At 71.6% G+C, this 15,059-nt stretch carries 15 protein-coding genes; 11 read left to right on the forward strand and 4 right to left on the reverse strand.

Annotation, left to right across the window (positions count from 1 at the left end):
• Nucleotides 1-8: 8 nt before the first annotated feature.
• The 5 genes from AC068Z_RS07260 (at nt 9) to AC068Z_RS07280 (ending at nt 4,576) form a co-directional block, all read left to right on the forward strand.
• Nucleotides 9-1,286 (forward strand): FAD-dependent oxidoreductase, encoded by a 1,278-nt coding sequence (locus AC068Z_RS07260; protein WP_478553756.1) that lies wholly within the window; start codon nt 9-11, stop codon nt 1,284-1,286.
• Nucleotides 1,279-2,472, forward strand: a complete 1,194-nt coding sequence (locus AC068Z_RS07265; RefSeq protein WP_478553152.1) for a thiolase family protein — start codon at nt 1,279-1,281, stop codon at nt 2,470-2,472. Before AC068Z_RS07260 ends, AC068Z_RS07265 begins: the two co-directional genes overlap by 8 nt.
• On the forward strand, nt 2,469-3,164 hold the full coding sequence (locus tag AC068Z_RS07270) for a 3-oxoacid CoA-transferase subunit A (RefSeq protein ID WP_478553154.1): 696 nt from the start codon (nt 2,469-2,471) through the stop codon (nt 3,162-3,164). The genes AC068Z_RS07265 and AC068Z_RS07270 overlap by 4 nt, the downstream gene beginning before the upstream one ends.
• Nucleotides 3,164-3,847, forward strand: a complete 684-nt coding sequence (locus tag AC068Z_RS07275) for a 3-oxoacid CoA-transferase subunit B (RefSeq protein WP_478553156.1) — start codon at nt 3,164-3,166, stop codon at nt 3,845-3,847. The genes AC068Z_RS07270 and AC068Z_RS07275 overlap by 1 nt, the downstream gene beginning before the upstream one ends.
• Before the next feature lie 120 nt (nt 3,848-3,967).
• A complete protein-coding gene (locus AC068Z_RS07280) occupies nt 3,968-4,576 on the forward strand; it encodes a TetR/AcrR family transcriptional regulator (RefSeq protein WP_478553158.1) in 609 nt (202 codons plus the stop codon).
• 20 nt (nt 4,577-4,596) lie between these two features.
• Here AC068Z_RS07280 and AC068Z_RS07285 read toward each other — a convergent pair whose 3' ends face one another.
• The 4 genes from AC068Z_RS07285 to AC068Z_RS07300 are packed head-to-tail and all read right to left on the reverse strand — an operon-like array spanning nt 4,597 to nt 8,024.
• On the reverse strand, nt 4,597-5,517 hold the full coding sequence (locus AC068Z_RS07285) for a LysR family transcriptional regulator (RefSeq protein ID WP_478553160.1): 921 nt from the start codon (nt 5,515-5,517) through the stop codon (nt 4,597-4,599).
• 10 nt (nt 5,518-5,527) lie between these two features.
• On the reverse strand, nt 5,528-6,670 hold the full coding sequence (locus AC068Z_RS07290; protein ID WP_478553162.1) for an NAD(P)/FAD-dependent oxidoreductase: 1,143 nt from the start codon (nt 6,668-6,670) through the stop codon (nt 5,528-5,530).
• Nucleotides 6,667-6,855, reverse strand: coding sequence for a ferredoxin (locus tag AC068Z_RS07295; RefSeq protein ID WP_478553164.1), 189 nt, complete (start codon nt 6,853-6,855; stop codon nt 6,667-6,669). The genes AC068Z_RS07290 and AC068Z_RS07295 overlap by 4 nt, the downstream gene beginning before the upstream one ends.
• The gene (locus AC068Z_RS07300; RefSeq protein ID WP_478553166.1) at nt 6,852-8,024 is read right to left on the reverse strand and encodes a cytochrome P450; all 1,173 of its coding nucleotides are present in this window, start codon (nt 8,022-8,024) and stop codon (nt 6,852-6,854) included. Before AC068Z_RS07300 ends, AC068Z_RS07295 begins: the two co-directional genes overlap by 4 nt.
• A gap of 230 nt (nt 8,025-8,254) precedes the next feature.
• On the opposite strand from AC068Z_RS07300, the gene AC068Z_RS07305 reads away from it, so the two are divergent.
• From AC068Z_RS07305 to AC068Z_RS07330, 6 genes are read left to right on the forward strand one after another with little or no spacing between them, the layout of a single operon-like run.
• Nucleotides 8,255-9,229: a phosphotriesterase family protein gene (locus AC068Z_RS07305; protein ID WP_478553168.1), complete on the forward strand. Its 975-nt coding sequence runs from the start codon at nt 8,255-8,257 to the stop codon at nt 9,227-9,229.
• A gap of 48 nt (nt 9,230-9,277) precedes the next feature.
• A complete protein-coding gene (locus AC068Z_RS07310; protein WP_478553170.1) occupies nt 9,278-10,234 on the forward strand; it encodes a phosphotriesterase family protein in 957 nt (318 codons plus the stop codon).
• A 12-nt stretch (nt 10,235-10,246) separates the two neighbouring features.
• Complete coding sequence (locus tag AC068Z_RS07315) at nt 10,247-11,362, forward strand: FAD-dependent oxidoreductase (RefSeq protein ID WP_478553172.1); 1,116 nt, start codon at nt 10,247-10,249, stop codon at nt 11,360-11,362.
• Nucleotides 11,363-11,366: 4 nt separating this feature from the next.
• Nucleotides 11,367-12,290, forward strand: a complete 924-nt coding sequence (locus AC068Z_RS07320) for an alpha/beta hydrolase (protein ID WP_478553174.1) — start codon at nt 11,367-11,369, stop codon at nt 12,288-12,290.
• 37 nt (nt 12,291-12,327) lie between these two features.
• Nucleotides 12,328-13,290, forward strand: coding sequence for an MBL fold metallo-hydrolase (locus AC068Z_RS07325; RefSeq protein ID WP_478553176.1), 963 nt, complete (start codon nt 12,328-12,330; stop codon nt 13,288-13,290).
• Nucleotides 13,287-15,035 (forward strand): CocE/NonD family hydrolase, encoded by a 1,749-nt coding sequence (locus AC068Z_RS07330; RefSeq protein WP_478553178.1) that lies wholly within the window; start codon nt 13,287-13,289, stop codon nt 15,033-15,035. Before AC068Z_RS07325 ends, AC068Z_RS07330 begins: the two co-directional genes overlap by 4 nt.
• The last annotated feature ends 24 nt before the right edge of the window (nt 15,036-15,059 follow it).

Genomic DNA, 15,059 nt, shown 5'->3' on the forward strand with positions numbered 1-15,059 from the left:
AACCTGATGTGATCGTCGTCGGCGGCGGCATCGGCGGCCTCGGCGCCGCGTTCTCGCTCACCCGCAAGGGCCTGCGTGTGCGCCTGCTGGAGCGCGCCCCCGCCTTCGGGGAGGTCGGCGCCGGCATCCAGCTCGCCCCCAACTGCACCCGCATCCTCGACGACTACGGGCTCCTCGAGGAGGCCAAGAGCCTCGGCGTCGTCCCGGACGCGATGATCATGCGCGACGCCGTCGACGGCACCGAACTGACCCGGCTGGACCTGCGGGACCTGGAGAAGCGCTACGGCTACCCCTACCTGGTCATCCACCGCAGCGACCTGCACGGCCTGTTGCTGCGCGCCTGCCGCCGCGCCGGCGTCGAGCTGATCACCGACGCGCAGGTGACCTCGTACGAGAACACCGAAGGCGGCGCCCGCGTCACCCTCGCCACCGGCGACACCCACGAGGCCGGTGTGGTGATCGCGGCCGACGGGCTGCACTCCGTGGCCCGTGAACTGCTGGTCGACGACGAGCCCGTCTCGTCGGCGTACGTCGCCTACCGCGGCACCGTGCCGGCCGAGCAGCCGCGGGTGCGCTCCGTCGACCTCGGCGAGGTCGTGGTGTACGTCGGACCGGGCTGTCACTTCGTCCACTACGGCCTGCGCGGCGGGGAGTTGCTCAACCAGGTCGCGGTCTTCGAGTCGCCCAAGGCGCTGGCCGGCCAGGAGGACTGGGGCACGCCCGACGAACTCGACGCCGCGTTCGCCGGGACCTGCTCCTTCGTCCGGGACGGTCTGGCGTTCATGTGGCGGGACAAGTGGTGGCGCATGTTCGACCGCGACCCGATCATGAACTGGGTGCACGGCCGGATCGCGCTGCTCGGCGATTCCGCGCACCCGCCGCTGCAGTACATCGCGCAGGGCGCGATCATGGCCATCGAGGACGGCTGGGTGCTGGGCGAGCACGTCGCCCGCAACCGAGCCGAGGACGGCACGGTCGACTGGGACGCCGCGCTCGCCGCGTACGAGGCCGTACGTCCTGAGCACTGCCGCCGCGTGCTGACCACCTCCCGCGCGTGGGGCGAGCTGTGGCACCTCGACGGCGAGGCACGTGAGCAGCGCAATGTCCTGCTGCGTGCCCGCGCCACCCACGACTACGCGTTCACGGACTGGCTGTACGGCCCGACCGCGCTGCTGCCGGAGCAGGAGCCCCCCATGTTCGCGCCGATCCCGCTGTCCTCGGCCGCCGCAGAGGACGACGCCGCCGCCGGTGCACCGCTGACAGGGGTGGGCGGTACCCGTGAGTGACGCCTATCTGTACGCGGCGCTCCGCACCCCGTTCGGCCGGTTCGACGGGGCGCTCGCCAAGGTGCGCCCCGACGACCTCGCCGCTCACGCGCTGAGCGGTCTGCTGGACAAGGCCCCGGAGCTGGACCGCGCCGCGATCGGCGAGGTGGTGTGGGGCAACGCCAACGGCGCGGGCGAGGACAACCGCAACGTCGGGCGGATGGCGGTGCTGCTGGCCGGACTGCCGGTGCACGTGCCCGCCACGACGGTGAACCGGCTGTGCGGCTCCGGTCTGGACGCGGCGATCATCGCCTCGCGCACCCTGGAGTCCGGCGACGCGGACGTCGTGGTCGCCGGCGGCGTCGAGTCCATGACCCGGGCGCCGTGGGTGCTGCCCAAGCCGGACCGGGCCTTCCCCGCCCGCGACGTCACCGCTGTCTCCACCACCCTCGGCTGGCGACTGGTCAACCCCGCGATGCCGAAGCAGTGGACGGTCTCACTGGGGGAGGGCAACGAACTGCTCCAGGAGAAGTTCTCGATCTCCCGGGAGCGGCAGGACACCTTCGCGGCGCGCTCCCACCGGCTCGCCGCAGCCGCCTGGGACGAGGGCTTCTACGACGACCTCGTCCTGCCCACGGACGGGCTCACCCGCGACGAGGGCATCCGCCCCGACACCACACCCGAGAAGCTGGCGGGCCTGAAGCCCTCGTTCCGCCCGGACGGCACGATCACCGCGGGCAACGCCTCTCCACTGAGCGACGGCGCGTCGGCCCTGTTGCTGGGCACCGGGGCTGCCGCCGACCGGATCGGCCTGGAGCCGCTCGCCCGGATCGCCGGGCGCGGGGCGCACGCCGTCGAGCCGCACCTGTTCGGCTACGCCCCGGTGGGGGCCGCCGAACAGGCGCTGCGCCGGGCCGGTATCGGTTGGGGCGACATCGGCGCGGTCGAGCTGAACGAGGCGTTCGCGGTGCAGGCGCTCGCCTGCGTGGACGCCTGGGGCGTCGACCCGGAGATCGTCAACACCCGGGGCGGTGCCATCGCGCTCGGGCACCCGCTGGGCGCCTCCGGCGGCCGGCTGCTCGGCACGCTGGCGAAGGTGCTGCGCGAGCGGCGCGAACGCTGGGGCGTCGCGGCCCTCTGCATCGGCGTGGGCCAGGCCCTCGCCGTGGTCCTGGAGAACGTCACCGACGGGGTGAGCAGCCGATGACCGCGACGACCGTGGCCGCCACGACCGACGAGGCCGTGGCGGGGATCGAGGACGGCTCGACGGTTCTGGTGGGCGGCTTCGGACTGGCAGGCATGCCGTTCGACCTCATCGACGCCCTCATCCGACAGGGCGCCGGGAATCTGACCGTGGTCTCCAACAACGCAGGAAACGGTGAGGTGGGCCTGGCCGCGCTGCTCAAGGCCGGCCGGGTGCGCAAGGTGATCTGCTCCTTTCCCCGGCAGAGCGACTCCTACGTCTTCGATGAGCTGTACCGGTCCGGCCGGGTGGAGCTGGAGGTGGTGCCGCAGGGCACCCTCGCCGAGCGGATGCGGGCCGCCGGGGCGGGCATCGGGGCCTTCTACAGTCCCGTCGGCGTCGGCACCGTGCTGGCGGAGGGCAAGGAGACCCGGGAGATCGGCGGGCGCGCCTTCGTCCTGGAGCACCCGATCAAGGGGGACGTGGCCCTGATCTCGGCGCACCGCGCGGACACGATGGGCAACCTCGTCTTCCGCAGGACCGCCCGGAACTTCGGCCCTGTCATGGCCACCGCCGCCACCACCGTCGTCGCCCAGGTCACCGACATCGTGCCCGCCGGTGAGATCGACCCGGAGGCCGTGGTCACCCCCGGCATCTACGTCGACCGCCTGGTTCGCGCCGAGGCCCGCCGACTCACCGTGCAAGGAGCTCGCTGATGACCACCGTGACCACGCCACCCGCACCGGGCCCGGTGGAACACGCCGACCGGGGTCCGCTCGGCACGGACGAACTCGCGGCCCGCATCGCCCGCGACATCCCCGCCGGTTCCTACGTCAACCTCGGCATCGGTCAGCCGACCCGGGTCGCCGAACACCTCCCCACCGACGCGGGAATCGTGCTGCACACCGAGAACGGCATGCTCGGCATGGGGCCCGCGGCGGTGGGCGACGAAGTCGACGCCGACCTCACCAACGCCGGGAAGGTGCCCGTCACCGAGCTGCCCGGGGCTGCGTACTTCCACCACGCCGACTCCTTCGCCATGATGCGCGGCGGCCACCTCGACGTGTGCGTCCTCGGCGCCTTCCAGGTCTCCCACCACGGGGACCTGGCCAACTGGCACACCGGCGAGCCCGATGCCATCCCCGCGGTGGGCGGCGCGATGGACCTGGCCGTCGGGGCACGCCGGGTGCTGGTCATGATGAAGCTGTTCACCCGCGACGGCGCCCCCAAGCTGGTGCCCGCGTGCACGTACCCGCTCACCGGCGCGGGCTGCGTGGGCCTCGTCTACACCGACCACGGCGTCTTCGAGCCCGCCCGTGACGGGGTGCGCGTGCGGGAGACGTACGGCATCACGGTGGCCGAGCTGCGCGAGCGGCTCTTCGTCGATCTGCTGGTGTGAACGGCGGGTCGGTGTTGCCGGGGCCGAGAGGACCCGGGCGACACCGGCCGCCGCTTTACAGGCCGTTCGCCGCGGAGCCGGCCCGTACGCTCGGCGAGCGGCGGCGCTAGGATCTTCGGCATGGCGAACCTTCGACAGGTGCAGAAGCAGATGACGCGCCGGCTGCTGCTGGAGTCGGGACTCGAGCTGTTCACCACGAAGGGGTACGCCGCCACCAAGGTCGACGACATCGCATCCGCCGCGGGCACCACCCGGGTGACCTTCTACGCCTACTTTCCCTCCCGCAGCGATCTGATGAAGGCGCTCATCGACGAGCGGCTCAACGAGGCGCTGCAGCGCAGCCGTTCCCCCGAGCACGGTTCCACGGCCCAGGACCTGGTCGCCACCGTCACCGAGGGGACGCCGGAGGCGATCGGCGGCTGGCTGCGGCGCACCGCCGACAGCTGGCCGGAGATCCGGCCGATCATCCGCGTGGGCCGGGACGCGGCCGCGGTCGATCCGGAGCTGCGCGACCTGGTGGAGCGATGGCTGGAGGAGGCCATCAGCGACATCGAGGACGGTCTGACGGCCGCCGGGCGCTTCGAACCGCATCAGCGCCACTTCCGAGGCGTCCTGGCGATGGCCGAACTGGACTACGTGGCCCAGCACTGGGGCGATGCCGAGTGGAAGCTCACCCGTGAGCAGATGCTCGACGAGCTGAGCGCGAGCTGGGTACGGCTGCTGACCTGACCTGACCGGGCAGGCCGCTCTCACCGCTCGGTCGCGGCCTCGCGCAGCAGCTCCCGCAGCCAGGCGAGGAAGTGGCGGTCGGCCAGCCGCGGATTGAACACCATGTCGATGCCGAGCCCGGGCAGCGGGAACGGGAACTCCTCGATCCGCAGGTCGGCGAGCGTGCGCATGGTGGCGGCCACCCGGTAGCGCAGCAGGGCGACGCCGCCGGCGCGCGCCACGTGGAACGGCACCAGCAGGAAGTCGGAGATCCACAGTCCGACGCGGTAGGGGACGCCCTCGTCCTCCAGCACCGAGTAGGGGAAGACCCGCCGGTCGGTGTCGACGACGATGTGCGGTTCGGTGGTGAGCAAGTCGAGCGCGGTCGCCTGCGGCGAGGTGTCCGCACCGGCCACCACCACACAGCGGTCGTCGTAGAGCCGCTCGCGCGGATACGGCGAGAAGTGCCCCTCGGAGATCAGCACGACGTCGACGCCCCCTTCCGTGAAGGTGGCCTCGGTCGGCACCGTGATCGTCCGCACCCGCAAGGTGGCGTGCGGGGCGCGCTCGGCGACGAGCCGGGTCAGCCGGGGGCCGACGACGAACGCCGTGCTGTTCGTCATGGCGACGGTGATGACCCGTTCGTCCGTGGTGGGGTCGAAGGAGGGGAAGTCGACGATCCGCGCCGTCTGTTGCAGCGCGCCGCGCAGCGGGGCGATCAGCTCCAAAGCCCGGGGGGTGAGGGTGACGCCGCTGCCGTGCCGGACGACGAGATCGTCGCCCAGCAGGCGTCGCATCCGCCGCAGGGCGTGGCTCATGGCCGGCTGCGACAGCCCGACTCGCTCCGCCGCCCTGGTCACCGACCGTTCCTCCAGCAGCGCGAGAAGAGGCACCAGCAGGTTGAGATCGACCGAGGCCAGCCGGTCCGGTCCCGACGCCGTGGTGCCGCCCTCGCCGCTCATGGCGCACACCCTACGCGGGCGGCCTGGCCATACGGCGCAGCCGGGGGACGGGGATGCGGTGGTCCAACGCGGCGGCGGTGTGGCCGCCGTCCTGCTGACGCCAGGTCATCAGTGCCGGGCCGGCGCCGGGTGCGCCGTCCGCGTACACCGGCTCCCCGGCCGCGGGCAGCCATCCGACCGCCTTGAGTCTGCGACCGAACTGCTCGGTCCAGAAGTACGGCTCGAACGTGAGCGGTGGGGCGTCCGCGCCGTGGACGAGTGCGCGGGCGGCGGCCTTCGCCTGGTCGATGGCGCTGCTCCACAACGGGACCCGGCGCGGGCCGTGCGGGGTGGGGAAGGCCGCGAGGTCTCCGACGGCCGCGATGCCGGGGCGGGCCAGGCCGCGCTCGTCGACCGGGACGGCGCCGTTCACGACGAGCCCGGTGCCGGCCAGCCATTCGGTGTTGGGGACGTCACCGACGGCGGTGAGCAGGACGTCCGCCCGCAACTCGGTGCCGTCGTCGAGTGCGACCCGGGCATCGCCCGGACGCCCCTCGATCCGTGCCGGACCGGCTTCGACGACGGTGAGCCCCCGCTCGCGGGCTGCGGCGGTGAGGAGGCCGGCGAGGTAGGGGCCGAGCTGGGGGGTGAGCGGCTCCCCTTGTGAGACGAGAATGACCCGGCAGCCCTTGGCCAGACATCCCGAGGCCATCTCCATGCCGAGCGGCCCGCCGCCGACGACGAGGACGGAGGGGCGGTGCGCCAGGCGACGCCGCAGCGCCAGCGCGTCGTCGAGTCCGCGCAGGGTGATCTCGTCGGGCAGGTCGGACAGCCGCCGGGCCCGCGAGCCGGTGGCGAGGACGAGACCGTCGTAGGGCAGGGCGGTGCCGTCGTCGAGGGTGACGAGCCGCCGGTCGGGATCCAGCCCGGTGGCCCGGACGCCGAGCAGCTCCCTCGCCCCGTGGGAGGGCGGCGGCAGGGCATGCGAGGAGAGGTCGTCCGCGTCGAGCAGCAGCGCCTTCGACAGGGCGGGCCGGCTGTACGCGGGATGCACTTCGTCGCCTACGACGGTCAGTTCGCCGTCGAAGCCGAACTCGCGGAGCGTGTGGGCGGCGGTGAGCCCGGCGATGCCGTTGCCCACGACAACGACGCGGCTGAGGGCGGCGGCGCTCATTCGACCCTCAGCGCGGCGACCGGGCACACCCGGGCGGCGGCGTGGGCGAGTGCGGCGCCGGATGCGTCGATTTCCTCGCGATCGAGCACCAACTCGCCGTCGTCGTCGAGGTGCAGGAGCTGTGGGGCGGCCTCTTCGCACAGGCCGTGGCCCTCGCAGCGGGCGCGGTCGAGAACGATCCTCATACGGGGACCACCTCCAGGACGGGGAGCTCTTCGATGCTCCGGGTGATGTTGCCGGGCACACGTACCTCGGGCCCGACGACGAGGCGCTTCACGCGCCGGGACAGTGCCGCGATCACGGCGTGGGCCTCCAGGCGGGCGAGTCCCTGGCCCGCGCAGCCGTGTGGGCCGTAGCCGAACGACAGGTGGTCGACCGGGTTGCGTTCGACCAGGAAGGCGTCCGGGTTCTCGTAGTGCCGCGGGTCGCGGTTGCCGGCGCCGAGCAGCACCGCGATCCGGGCGCCCGCCGGGACGACGTGGCCCTCGATCTCGACGTCGCGGGTGGTGACGCGGCCCCAGACGTTGACCGGAGGCCAGTACCGCAGCACCTCGTTGAACGCCCCGGGCACGAGGGACGGGTCGGCGCGCACCCGGTCGAGCTGATCGGGATGCGCGGCGAGGAGCGCGACCACGTTGCCGATGGCCGCGACGGTGGTGTCGACACCGGCGCCGAGGTACTGGTGGATGATGTGGCCGGCCGTCCCCTCGGGGATGGCGCCGCGTGCCTCGGCGTCGAAGATGCCGCGGCCGACGGAGCCCTCGGCCAGGTCGTCGGCCGTGACCGCGGAGCACCAGGCGTACAGCTCGCCGGCGATCGGGAAGCTGTCGGCGGTGCGCTGGTTCATGGGGCCGAGGACCTGCATGGCGGCCTGGCCCCAGCGCAGCATGTTGTCGCGCACATGGCCGGTGAACCCGATCAGGTCCGCGACGACCTCCAGCGGGAGGACGCGGGCGAGGGCGTCGACGGCCTCGAAGGAGCCCCGCCGCACCAGTTCGGCGACCAGGGCGTCCGCTTTCGTCTCGATCCGGCCCTTCAGGCTGCGCAGGGCGCGGGGCGAGAGGTTCTCGGTGAGGGTGGCGCGCATTCGCGTGTGCTCCGGCGGGTCGGACGCCAGCGAGGTGCCGGTCAGGGCCTGGTTCGCCGCCGGGTTGAAGGCGATCGACGTCGAGGAGAACGACTCCCAGTCCGCGAGCGCGCCGCGGATGACCTCGTACCGCGTCAGCGCGTAGAGGTCGTTCGCCGGCAGATGGACCACGGGACCCAGGTCCCGCAGGTCCGCATGGACGGGGCAGGGGTCCAGGACGACCTCGTCGGCGAAGAGATCGACATGTGAGGTGGGCGGTTTGCTCATGTCCTCAGTGAAGGCGGGCCCACCTCATCCATCAAGTGAATGATTCACATGCCGACACATGCATGGCGTGCATGTGTGCGCGAGGTGTGCGGGCCTTCGACGTCCGGGCAACACTGCGAGTAATGTTTTTTCGTGGTGTTCGTTTCATTGACGTCATGTAAACCGAATGGCTAACGTGACGGCAGCCACAGGGTGCGCCGTCGCACCCACCCCGGACACGTGAGGCAGCCATGAGCGTGAACAGCAAGACCGTCCACACCGTCCTGGGCCCGGTGCCGGCCGCGGAACTGGGGGTCGTCTCGGTCCACGAGGCGCTGCTGTCGGTGCTCCCGGGCGCGGAGCACGCCTTCGACATCACCCTCGACCGCGCCGAGATCTTCGAGACGCTCGCCGGCAAGCTGCGTGACTTCCGGGCCCACGGCGGCGGCACGATCGTCGACAGCACGGGCATGTTCCACGGCCGGGACATCCGGCTCTACGAGGCCCTGTCCCGCGCGACCGGCGTGCACATCGTCGCCTCGACCGGGCAGGGACCCGAGGAACTGCTCGGCGGCTACTTCCTCACCCCGCAGACCAACCCGCCGACCCCCTGGCCGGCCGAGAGGTTCGCCGGACTGTTCACCCAGGAGATCACCGAGGGCATGGTGGTCCCGCGGGTGGAGCGCCGCGGCCCGGCCGGACTGGTCACCACCGCGGTGACCCGTGACGGCATGACCGCGACCGACGAGAGCCTGCTGCGCGGCGCGGCGCGCACCGCCCTCGCCACCGGCACGGCCCTCTCCTTCCGCTACGGCTCCGACGCCGTGGCGGAACTCGAGGTCGTCCTCGACGAGAGGCTCCCCGCCGAACGGGTCGCCGTCGGCGGGCTGGACCGCGGGAACGCCGTCGCCGCCGGCGCACCGGAGAAGATCGCCGCCCTGGGCGCCCATGTCGTGCTCGACCGCGTGGGCACCGAGGACGGGGAACACCTCGCCGACGCCGAGCGCGCCGCCCTGGTGGCCGATCTCGTCCGGGCCGGTCACGGAGACCGGATCCTGCTCTCCGTCGGCGCGACCGGCGTCGCCAAGGGGCACCCCGCCAACGACCTGCCCTACAGCCACGTCCTGACCGCCTTCGTGCCCCTGCTGAAGGAGCACGGCTTGGGCGACGACGACGTGCGCCGCATCCTCGAGGCCAACCCACGCGACCTGCTCGCGGTGCGCTGACCGCGCCGGCCCGAACGACCGTCGAGAACTCTTCTGAAGGTGAGTGTTGTGTCGCGAGTGAACACCGTCCTGGGGCCGGTCCCCGCCGAGGAGCTGGGCTTTGTGGCGATCCACGAGCACATCGGCTACGGCATGCCCGGCTCCGAGCTGGACACGCAGTGGTGGAAGACCCCCGAGCGGCGGTACGAGGAGACCGTTCCGAAGCTGCGCCGCTTCCACGAGTTGGGCGGCGGCACCTTCGTGGACGCGACCGGCATCTGCAACGGCCGCGACGTCGACTACTACAAGTCGCTGTCGGCGAAGACCGGAGTGCACATCGTCGCCTGCACCGGTTTCGTCGGCGGCGACACGGCCCTGCCGCACTTCGCCCGCGCCGATGTCGACTACCTGGCACGGCAGTTCGTCCACGAGATCACCGTCGGCATCGGCGACACCGGCAGCCTCGCCGGCGTCATCAAGGTCGGGGTGAGCCGGGGCGGCCGTATGACCGATTTGGACAAGCGCATCTACCGGGCCGCCGCCCGCGCCGCGCTCACCACGGGCGTACCCGTTCTGACCCACCTCGCGATCGACGCGGAGAACGCCGTCGCGATCTTCGACGAGGAGGGACTGCCCCTGGACCGCGTCCTGTTCGGGCACGTCGACGACGGAGTGAACGCCGACAAGACACGCGACGTGTGGATCGCCGAGCAGGGCGGCCGGATCGGCTTCGACACCTTCGGCTACGAGACCGAGCTGCCCGACCCGCCGTTCTGGGCCCGTCCGCGCGCCGAGCGTCTGAACCACTTCCTGCGGTTCATCGACGAGGGCCGCCGGATCAAGCGGGTTCTCGCCTCGGCCGACGCCAACTGCTCGCCCCTGGGCTGGCCCGGCGTCAAGGGACACACCGTCAACTACCTGTTCGACGAGCTGGTCCCCGACCTGCGTGCCGCCGGCCTCGACGAGGCCGCCATCCAGACGATCTTCGTCGGTAACCCCGCCGACTTCCTGACCATCCAGAAGTAAGAGAGAACCGCCATGCAGTCCTCGGATCTGAAAAACCTGAAGATCGCGATCGTCGGAGCGGGATACGGCGGCGCGGCGGCGGCCAAGGCCCTCAGCCTGCTCGGCGCGGACGTCACCGTCTACGAGCAGGCGAACCGCATCCGGGAGGTCGGCGCCGGCATCGGCCTGCGCCCCGCCACCATGAACCGGTTCGGCCAGTGGGGGATCCACGACGCGTTCGCCCAAGTCAGCTCGCCCAGCGAGTACTTCGAGATCCTCACCGCCACCGGTGACCCGATCATGAAGGAGGCGTGGCCGGCCGAGGGCGACCGGACCCACACCCATCTGATCCACCGCGGCGACTTCATCGAGGCCCTGCTCGGCGTGCTGCCGGAGGGCATGGTGCGCCTCGGCCACCGGCTCGAGCACGTCGAGGACAAGGGTGACCGCTCCGCCCTGACCTTCGCCGACGGCACCATTGTGGAGGCGGACCTGGTGGTCGGCGCCGACGGCATCAAGTCGGTCGTGCGCGAGCGGCTGTTCAGCGACAAGGGCCCCGTCTTCTCCGGTGAGCACGCCTACCGTGCCGTCATCTCCGTCGACGACGCCCACGGCATGGTCACCGACGACAACCTGCGCATGTACATCGGCCGGGGCACGAAGGTCTACCTGCTGCCGCTGCGCCACCGGGGCCAGGTGTCCTTCGACATCACCGCGCTCTGCCCGGACGGCACCTGGACGCCGCAGGTCACCAAGGAGGACATGCTGCGCACGGTCGAGGGCTTCGACGAGCGCCTGGTGGACATCACGCGCGGCCTCGACATGGACACCGTCAACATCCGCGCCGTCTACGACATCGACCCGGTCGACACCTGGCACTCGGACTCCGTCGTCCTCGTCGGCGACGCCGCGCACTCGATGCTGCACCACCAGGGCCAGGGCGCCAACTCGGCCATCGAGGACGCCGGCGCGCTCGCCGACGCCCTGCGCCAGGCGGGCTCCCTGAAGGAGGGCCTCGCCCTGTACCAGGCGACGCGCAAGCCGGTGACCGACCGACTGCAGGCCATCTCCCGCCAGGGCTGGAGCGAGGACGAGATCAACGACGTCTTCCCCGGCCAGAAGCCCGCTGCCGCCACCACGAAGGAGTGACGACATGCCGCTGCACCCTGAGGTCGCTGCCTTCCTCGCGACCCTCCCGCCCCCGCCCGAAGGCCCGCTGGACCCGGTGGCGATGCGCGCCGCGGAGGAGGCGCATGTCTCGCCCGTCGAGGACCGTCTGCCGCTGCACGCGGTGGAGGACCTGACCGCGCACACCGCGTCCGGTGCCGTTCCGGTGCGCGTCTACACGCCCACCGACGCGGGCAGTCACGGCCTGCTGCTCTACTTCCACGGCGGCGCGTTCTTCCTCGGCAGCCTGGAGACCCACGACCACGTGGCGCGCTCACTGGCGAAGGAGACCGGACTGAAGGTCGTCTCCGTCGGCTACCGCCGGGCGCCCGAAGCCGCCTTCCCGGCCGGCCTCGACGACTGCTACGCCGTCACCCGCTGGGCCGCCGACCAGGGCGACGACCTGGGCTGGAACGGCAGCACGCTCGCCCTCGCCGGCGACAGCTCCGGCGGTGCCTTCGTCGCCGCCGTCGCGGCCAGGGCGTACGACGACGGCTTCGATCGCATCACCCACCAGATCCTCTACTACCCCTCGCTGGACCTGGACTTCGACGAGGACCGGTACGCCTCGCTGCGGGAGAACGCGGTCGGCCACGGCCTGGAGACGGCCGCCCTCAAGCCGTTCAACGCCTTCTACCTCGACAGCGGCGCCGACCCGGCCGACCCGTCGGTCTCCCCGATCAAGCGGAAGGACCTGAGCGGACTGCCGCCGGCCCTGGTCGTCACCGCCGAGCTCGACCCGCTGCGGGACGAGGGCGAACTCTACGGCCGACGGCTCACGGAGGCAGGCGTGCCGGCGACGGTGAGCCGGTACCCGGGCGCCGGTCACGGCTTCGTCCAGCACTTCTCCTGGATCGCGGAGTACCACCGGGTCTTCGCCGAGACCCGCGACTTCCTTGCCCGGCACTGAACCGGCCGCGGTCGCGCACGAGTTCGGAAAGAGCGCCATGACACATGAGGTCACCGTCCACCCCCTGGTCTCGCCCTGGGGCCGGTTCGGTCTGTACAGCTTCTTCATCGACGCACCCGAGCCGGCGATCGTCGACACCGGGATCGCCACCTCGCCCGCCGAGGGCATGGCTCCGGCGCTGGCGGCGATCGGGCGCCGGATCGAGGACGTGCGCTGGATCCTGCTGACGCACGGTCACATCGACCACGTCGGCGGCGCGCACGCCCTGTGGGAGCTGACCGGCCGGCGCGCGCAGGTGGTGATCCACGAGGCAGACGCGCCGCTACTCCGCTCGCGGCAGGCGCACGTGGCGGAGTACCGCGCCGGACGCGGCCGCTACCTGCGTGACCCCGACGGAGCGGCGAAGGTGGCGGCGGCGGCCGACGCCGTCATCTCCGGGGAGATGGAACCCACCCTGCTCGTCAAGGGCGGTGAGAGGCTCTCACTCGGCGGCGACGTCACCGTCTCGGTGCACGCGATCCCCGGACACACGCCCGGTTCGGTCGCCTACGTCGTCGACGGCCGGCGCGCGGTCTTCGTCGGTGACGCAGTGCAGGTCCACGGCGCCGCCAACGGCTTCCCCGGCTACCTGGACCCGGCCGCCTACCGCGCCGGCCTGGAACACCTGCGGGACGAGATCCGGCCGCGGCGCCTGTACCTCGGGCACCCGTACCGGAGCGCCGACGGCACCCCGTACGGCGTCGAGCTCGACGAGGCGCAGGCCAGGGACGCCATCGACCAGAGCCTCGCCGCCGAGGCCCGGATCGCCGAAGCCGCTTGCGGCTGCCTGGAGAGCGGCCTGCGGGAGACGGACTCGCCGTACTCGCCGTTCGCCCCGGTCGCCGACGCGCTCGGCTACACCGGCGACCCGACGCTGGAGCCGTCGCCCTTCTTCACCTCGCTGCACGGTTACCGCGCGCAGCACCCCCCGACCGCGCAGTACAGGAGCTTCACACCATGACCGACCTACACACCATCCGGGCGGGCGAGCAGGCCATCGCCGTCCGCAAAGACCTGCGGGTGCCCATGCGCGACGGCGTCGAACTCGCCGCGGACGCCTACCACGGCCTCGCGGACACCCCCCGCCCGGCCCTGATCGCGATGAGCGCCTACGGCAAGGAGTTGCAGGCCCTCGCCCTGACCACGCCGCCGCAGCGCCGGCCCAGCCCGATGTGGGACGGCTGCATCGAGGCCGGTGACATCGCCCGCGTCGTCCGCGAGGGGTACGTCCACGTCATCGGCGACATGCGCGGCACCGGAGACTCCGGCGGGGTCATGATCGGCAACTACAACGCCGGCGGGGTCCCCCAGGGGCAGGACCTGTACGACCTGATCGAGTGGGTCGCCGCGCAGCCGTGGTGCGACGGCAACGTCGGCATGATCGGCATCTCCTACTTCGGCTCCATGCAGGTGCTCGCCGCCGCCGAGCGCCCGCCGCACCTGAAGGCGATCTTCGTCAGCGGCGGCCACTTCGACTTCTACGAGACGACGTACCACGGTGGCGTCATGTGGTTCATGCCGCGCGCCGCTCGCGAGGGGCGGGGCGGTGACTCGGGCATCGCGCACACCGACGTCAAGTCCCGCATGCAGAACGTCCACAGCCCCGAGGAGCTGGCCAAGCTCGTCGACGAACGGCTGAACGACCCGGACGTGGCGGCCTGGCCGAACCTCGTCCATGTGCTCAAGTACCCCAAGAACCGCGAGTTCTGGTTCGACATCGTCATGAACCCGCTCGACGGCGACTGGTACGAGGAACGCAACCCCGTCAACCTGGCCCGGAACATCGACATCCCGGTCTACCTCCAGATCGACCAGGGACGTGGCTGGACGGTGGACGGTCACATCGAGCTGTTCAACGTCCTCAAGGGGCCCAAGAAGCTCGACATCGGCTCCTACCCCCCGATGCAGTCGCGCCCCTGGATCGAGGAGCACGACAAGATGTTCCGCTGGTACGAGTACTGGCTCAAGGGCGTCGACAACGGGATCATGGACGAGCCGGCCGTGAACGTGTTCGTGGAGGGCTCGCGAGAGGTGGTCACCGCGGCGCAGTGGCCGCCGAAGGAGATCGAGCACCGGCCGCTCTACCTGCGCCCGCGGCACAAGCTGTCCTTCGAGCCCGAGCGCATGGGTACCGAACACGCCGCCCCCGACGGCTTCTACCAGGCACCCCTCACCGTCACCGACAAGGTCGAGGTGCTCACGTGGAGCACCGAGCCGTTCGAGACGCTCACCGAACTGATCGGAACCGGCGCCGCCCACCTGTTCGCCGAGATCGACCAGGACGACACCAATTTCATTCTGCGTCTGTGGGACGAGGCCCCGGGCGGCAAGCGCCAGTTGATCACCACCGGCTACCTCAAGGCGTCCCACCGGGAGCTCGACGAGGAGCGCACCACCGAGGGCGATCCGTACCATCCGCACACCCGGGCGGTGCCGGTGCGGCCCGGGACGATCGAGGAGTACGTGCTGCGGCTGTACCCGTTCGCCGCGACCTTCCGGCAGGGCCACCGCCTGGTGGTGGAGCTGTCGAACGACGAGCCGTTGGCCGACGCGCACAACGCGCTGCTGCCGCCGGACGCCTTCCACCTGCCCGTGGGCCGCCCCGTCACCCACAAGATCTACCGCGACGCCGCCCACCCGTCCCGTCTGGTGCTGCCGTTCACGACGGTCACGGCACCGGACGGAACTGCGCGCGACGGTTCTTGACGGAACCGGCACCGCCCGGAGGGT

The organism is Streptomyces sp. NPDC043726 (genome assembly GCF_056436565.1).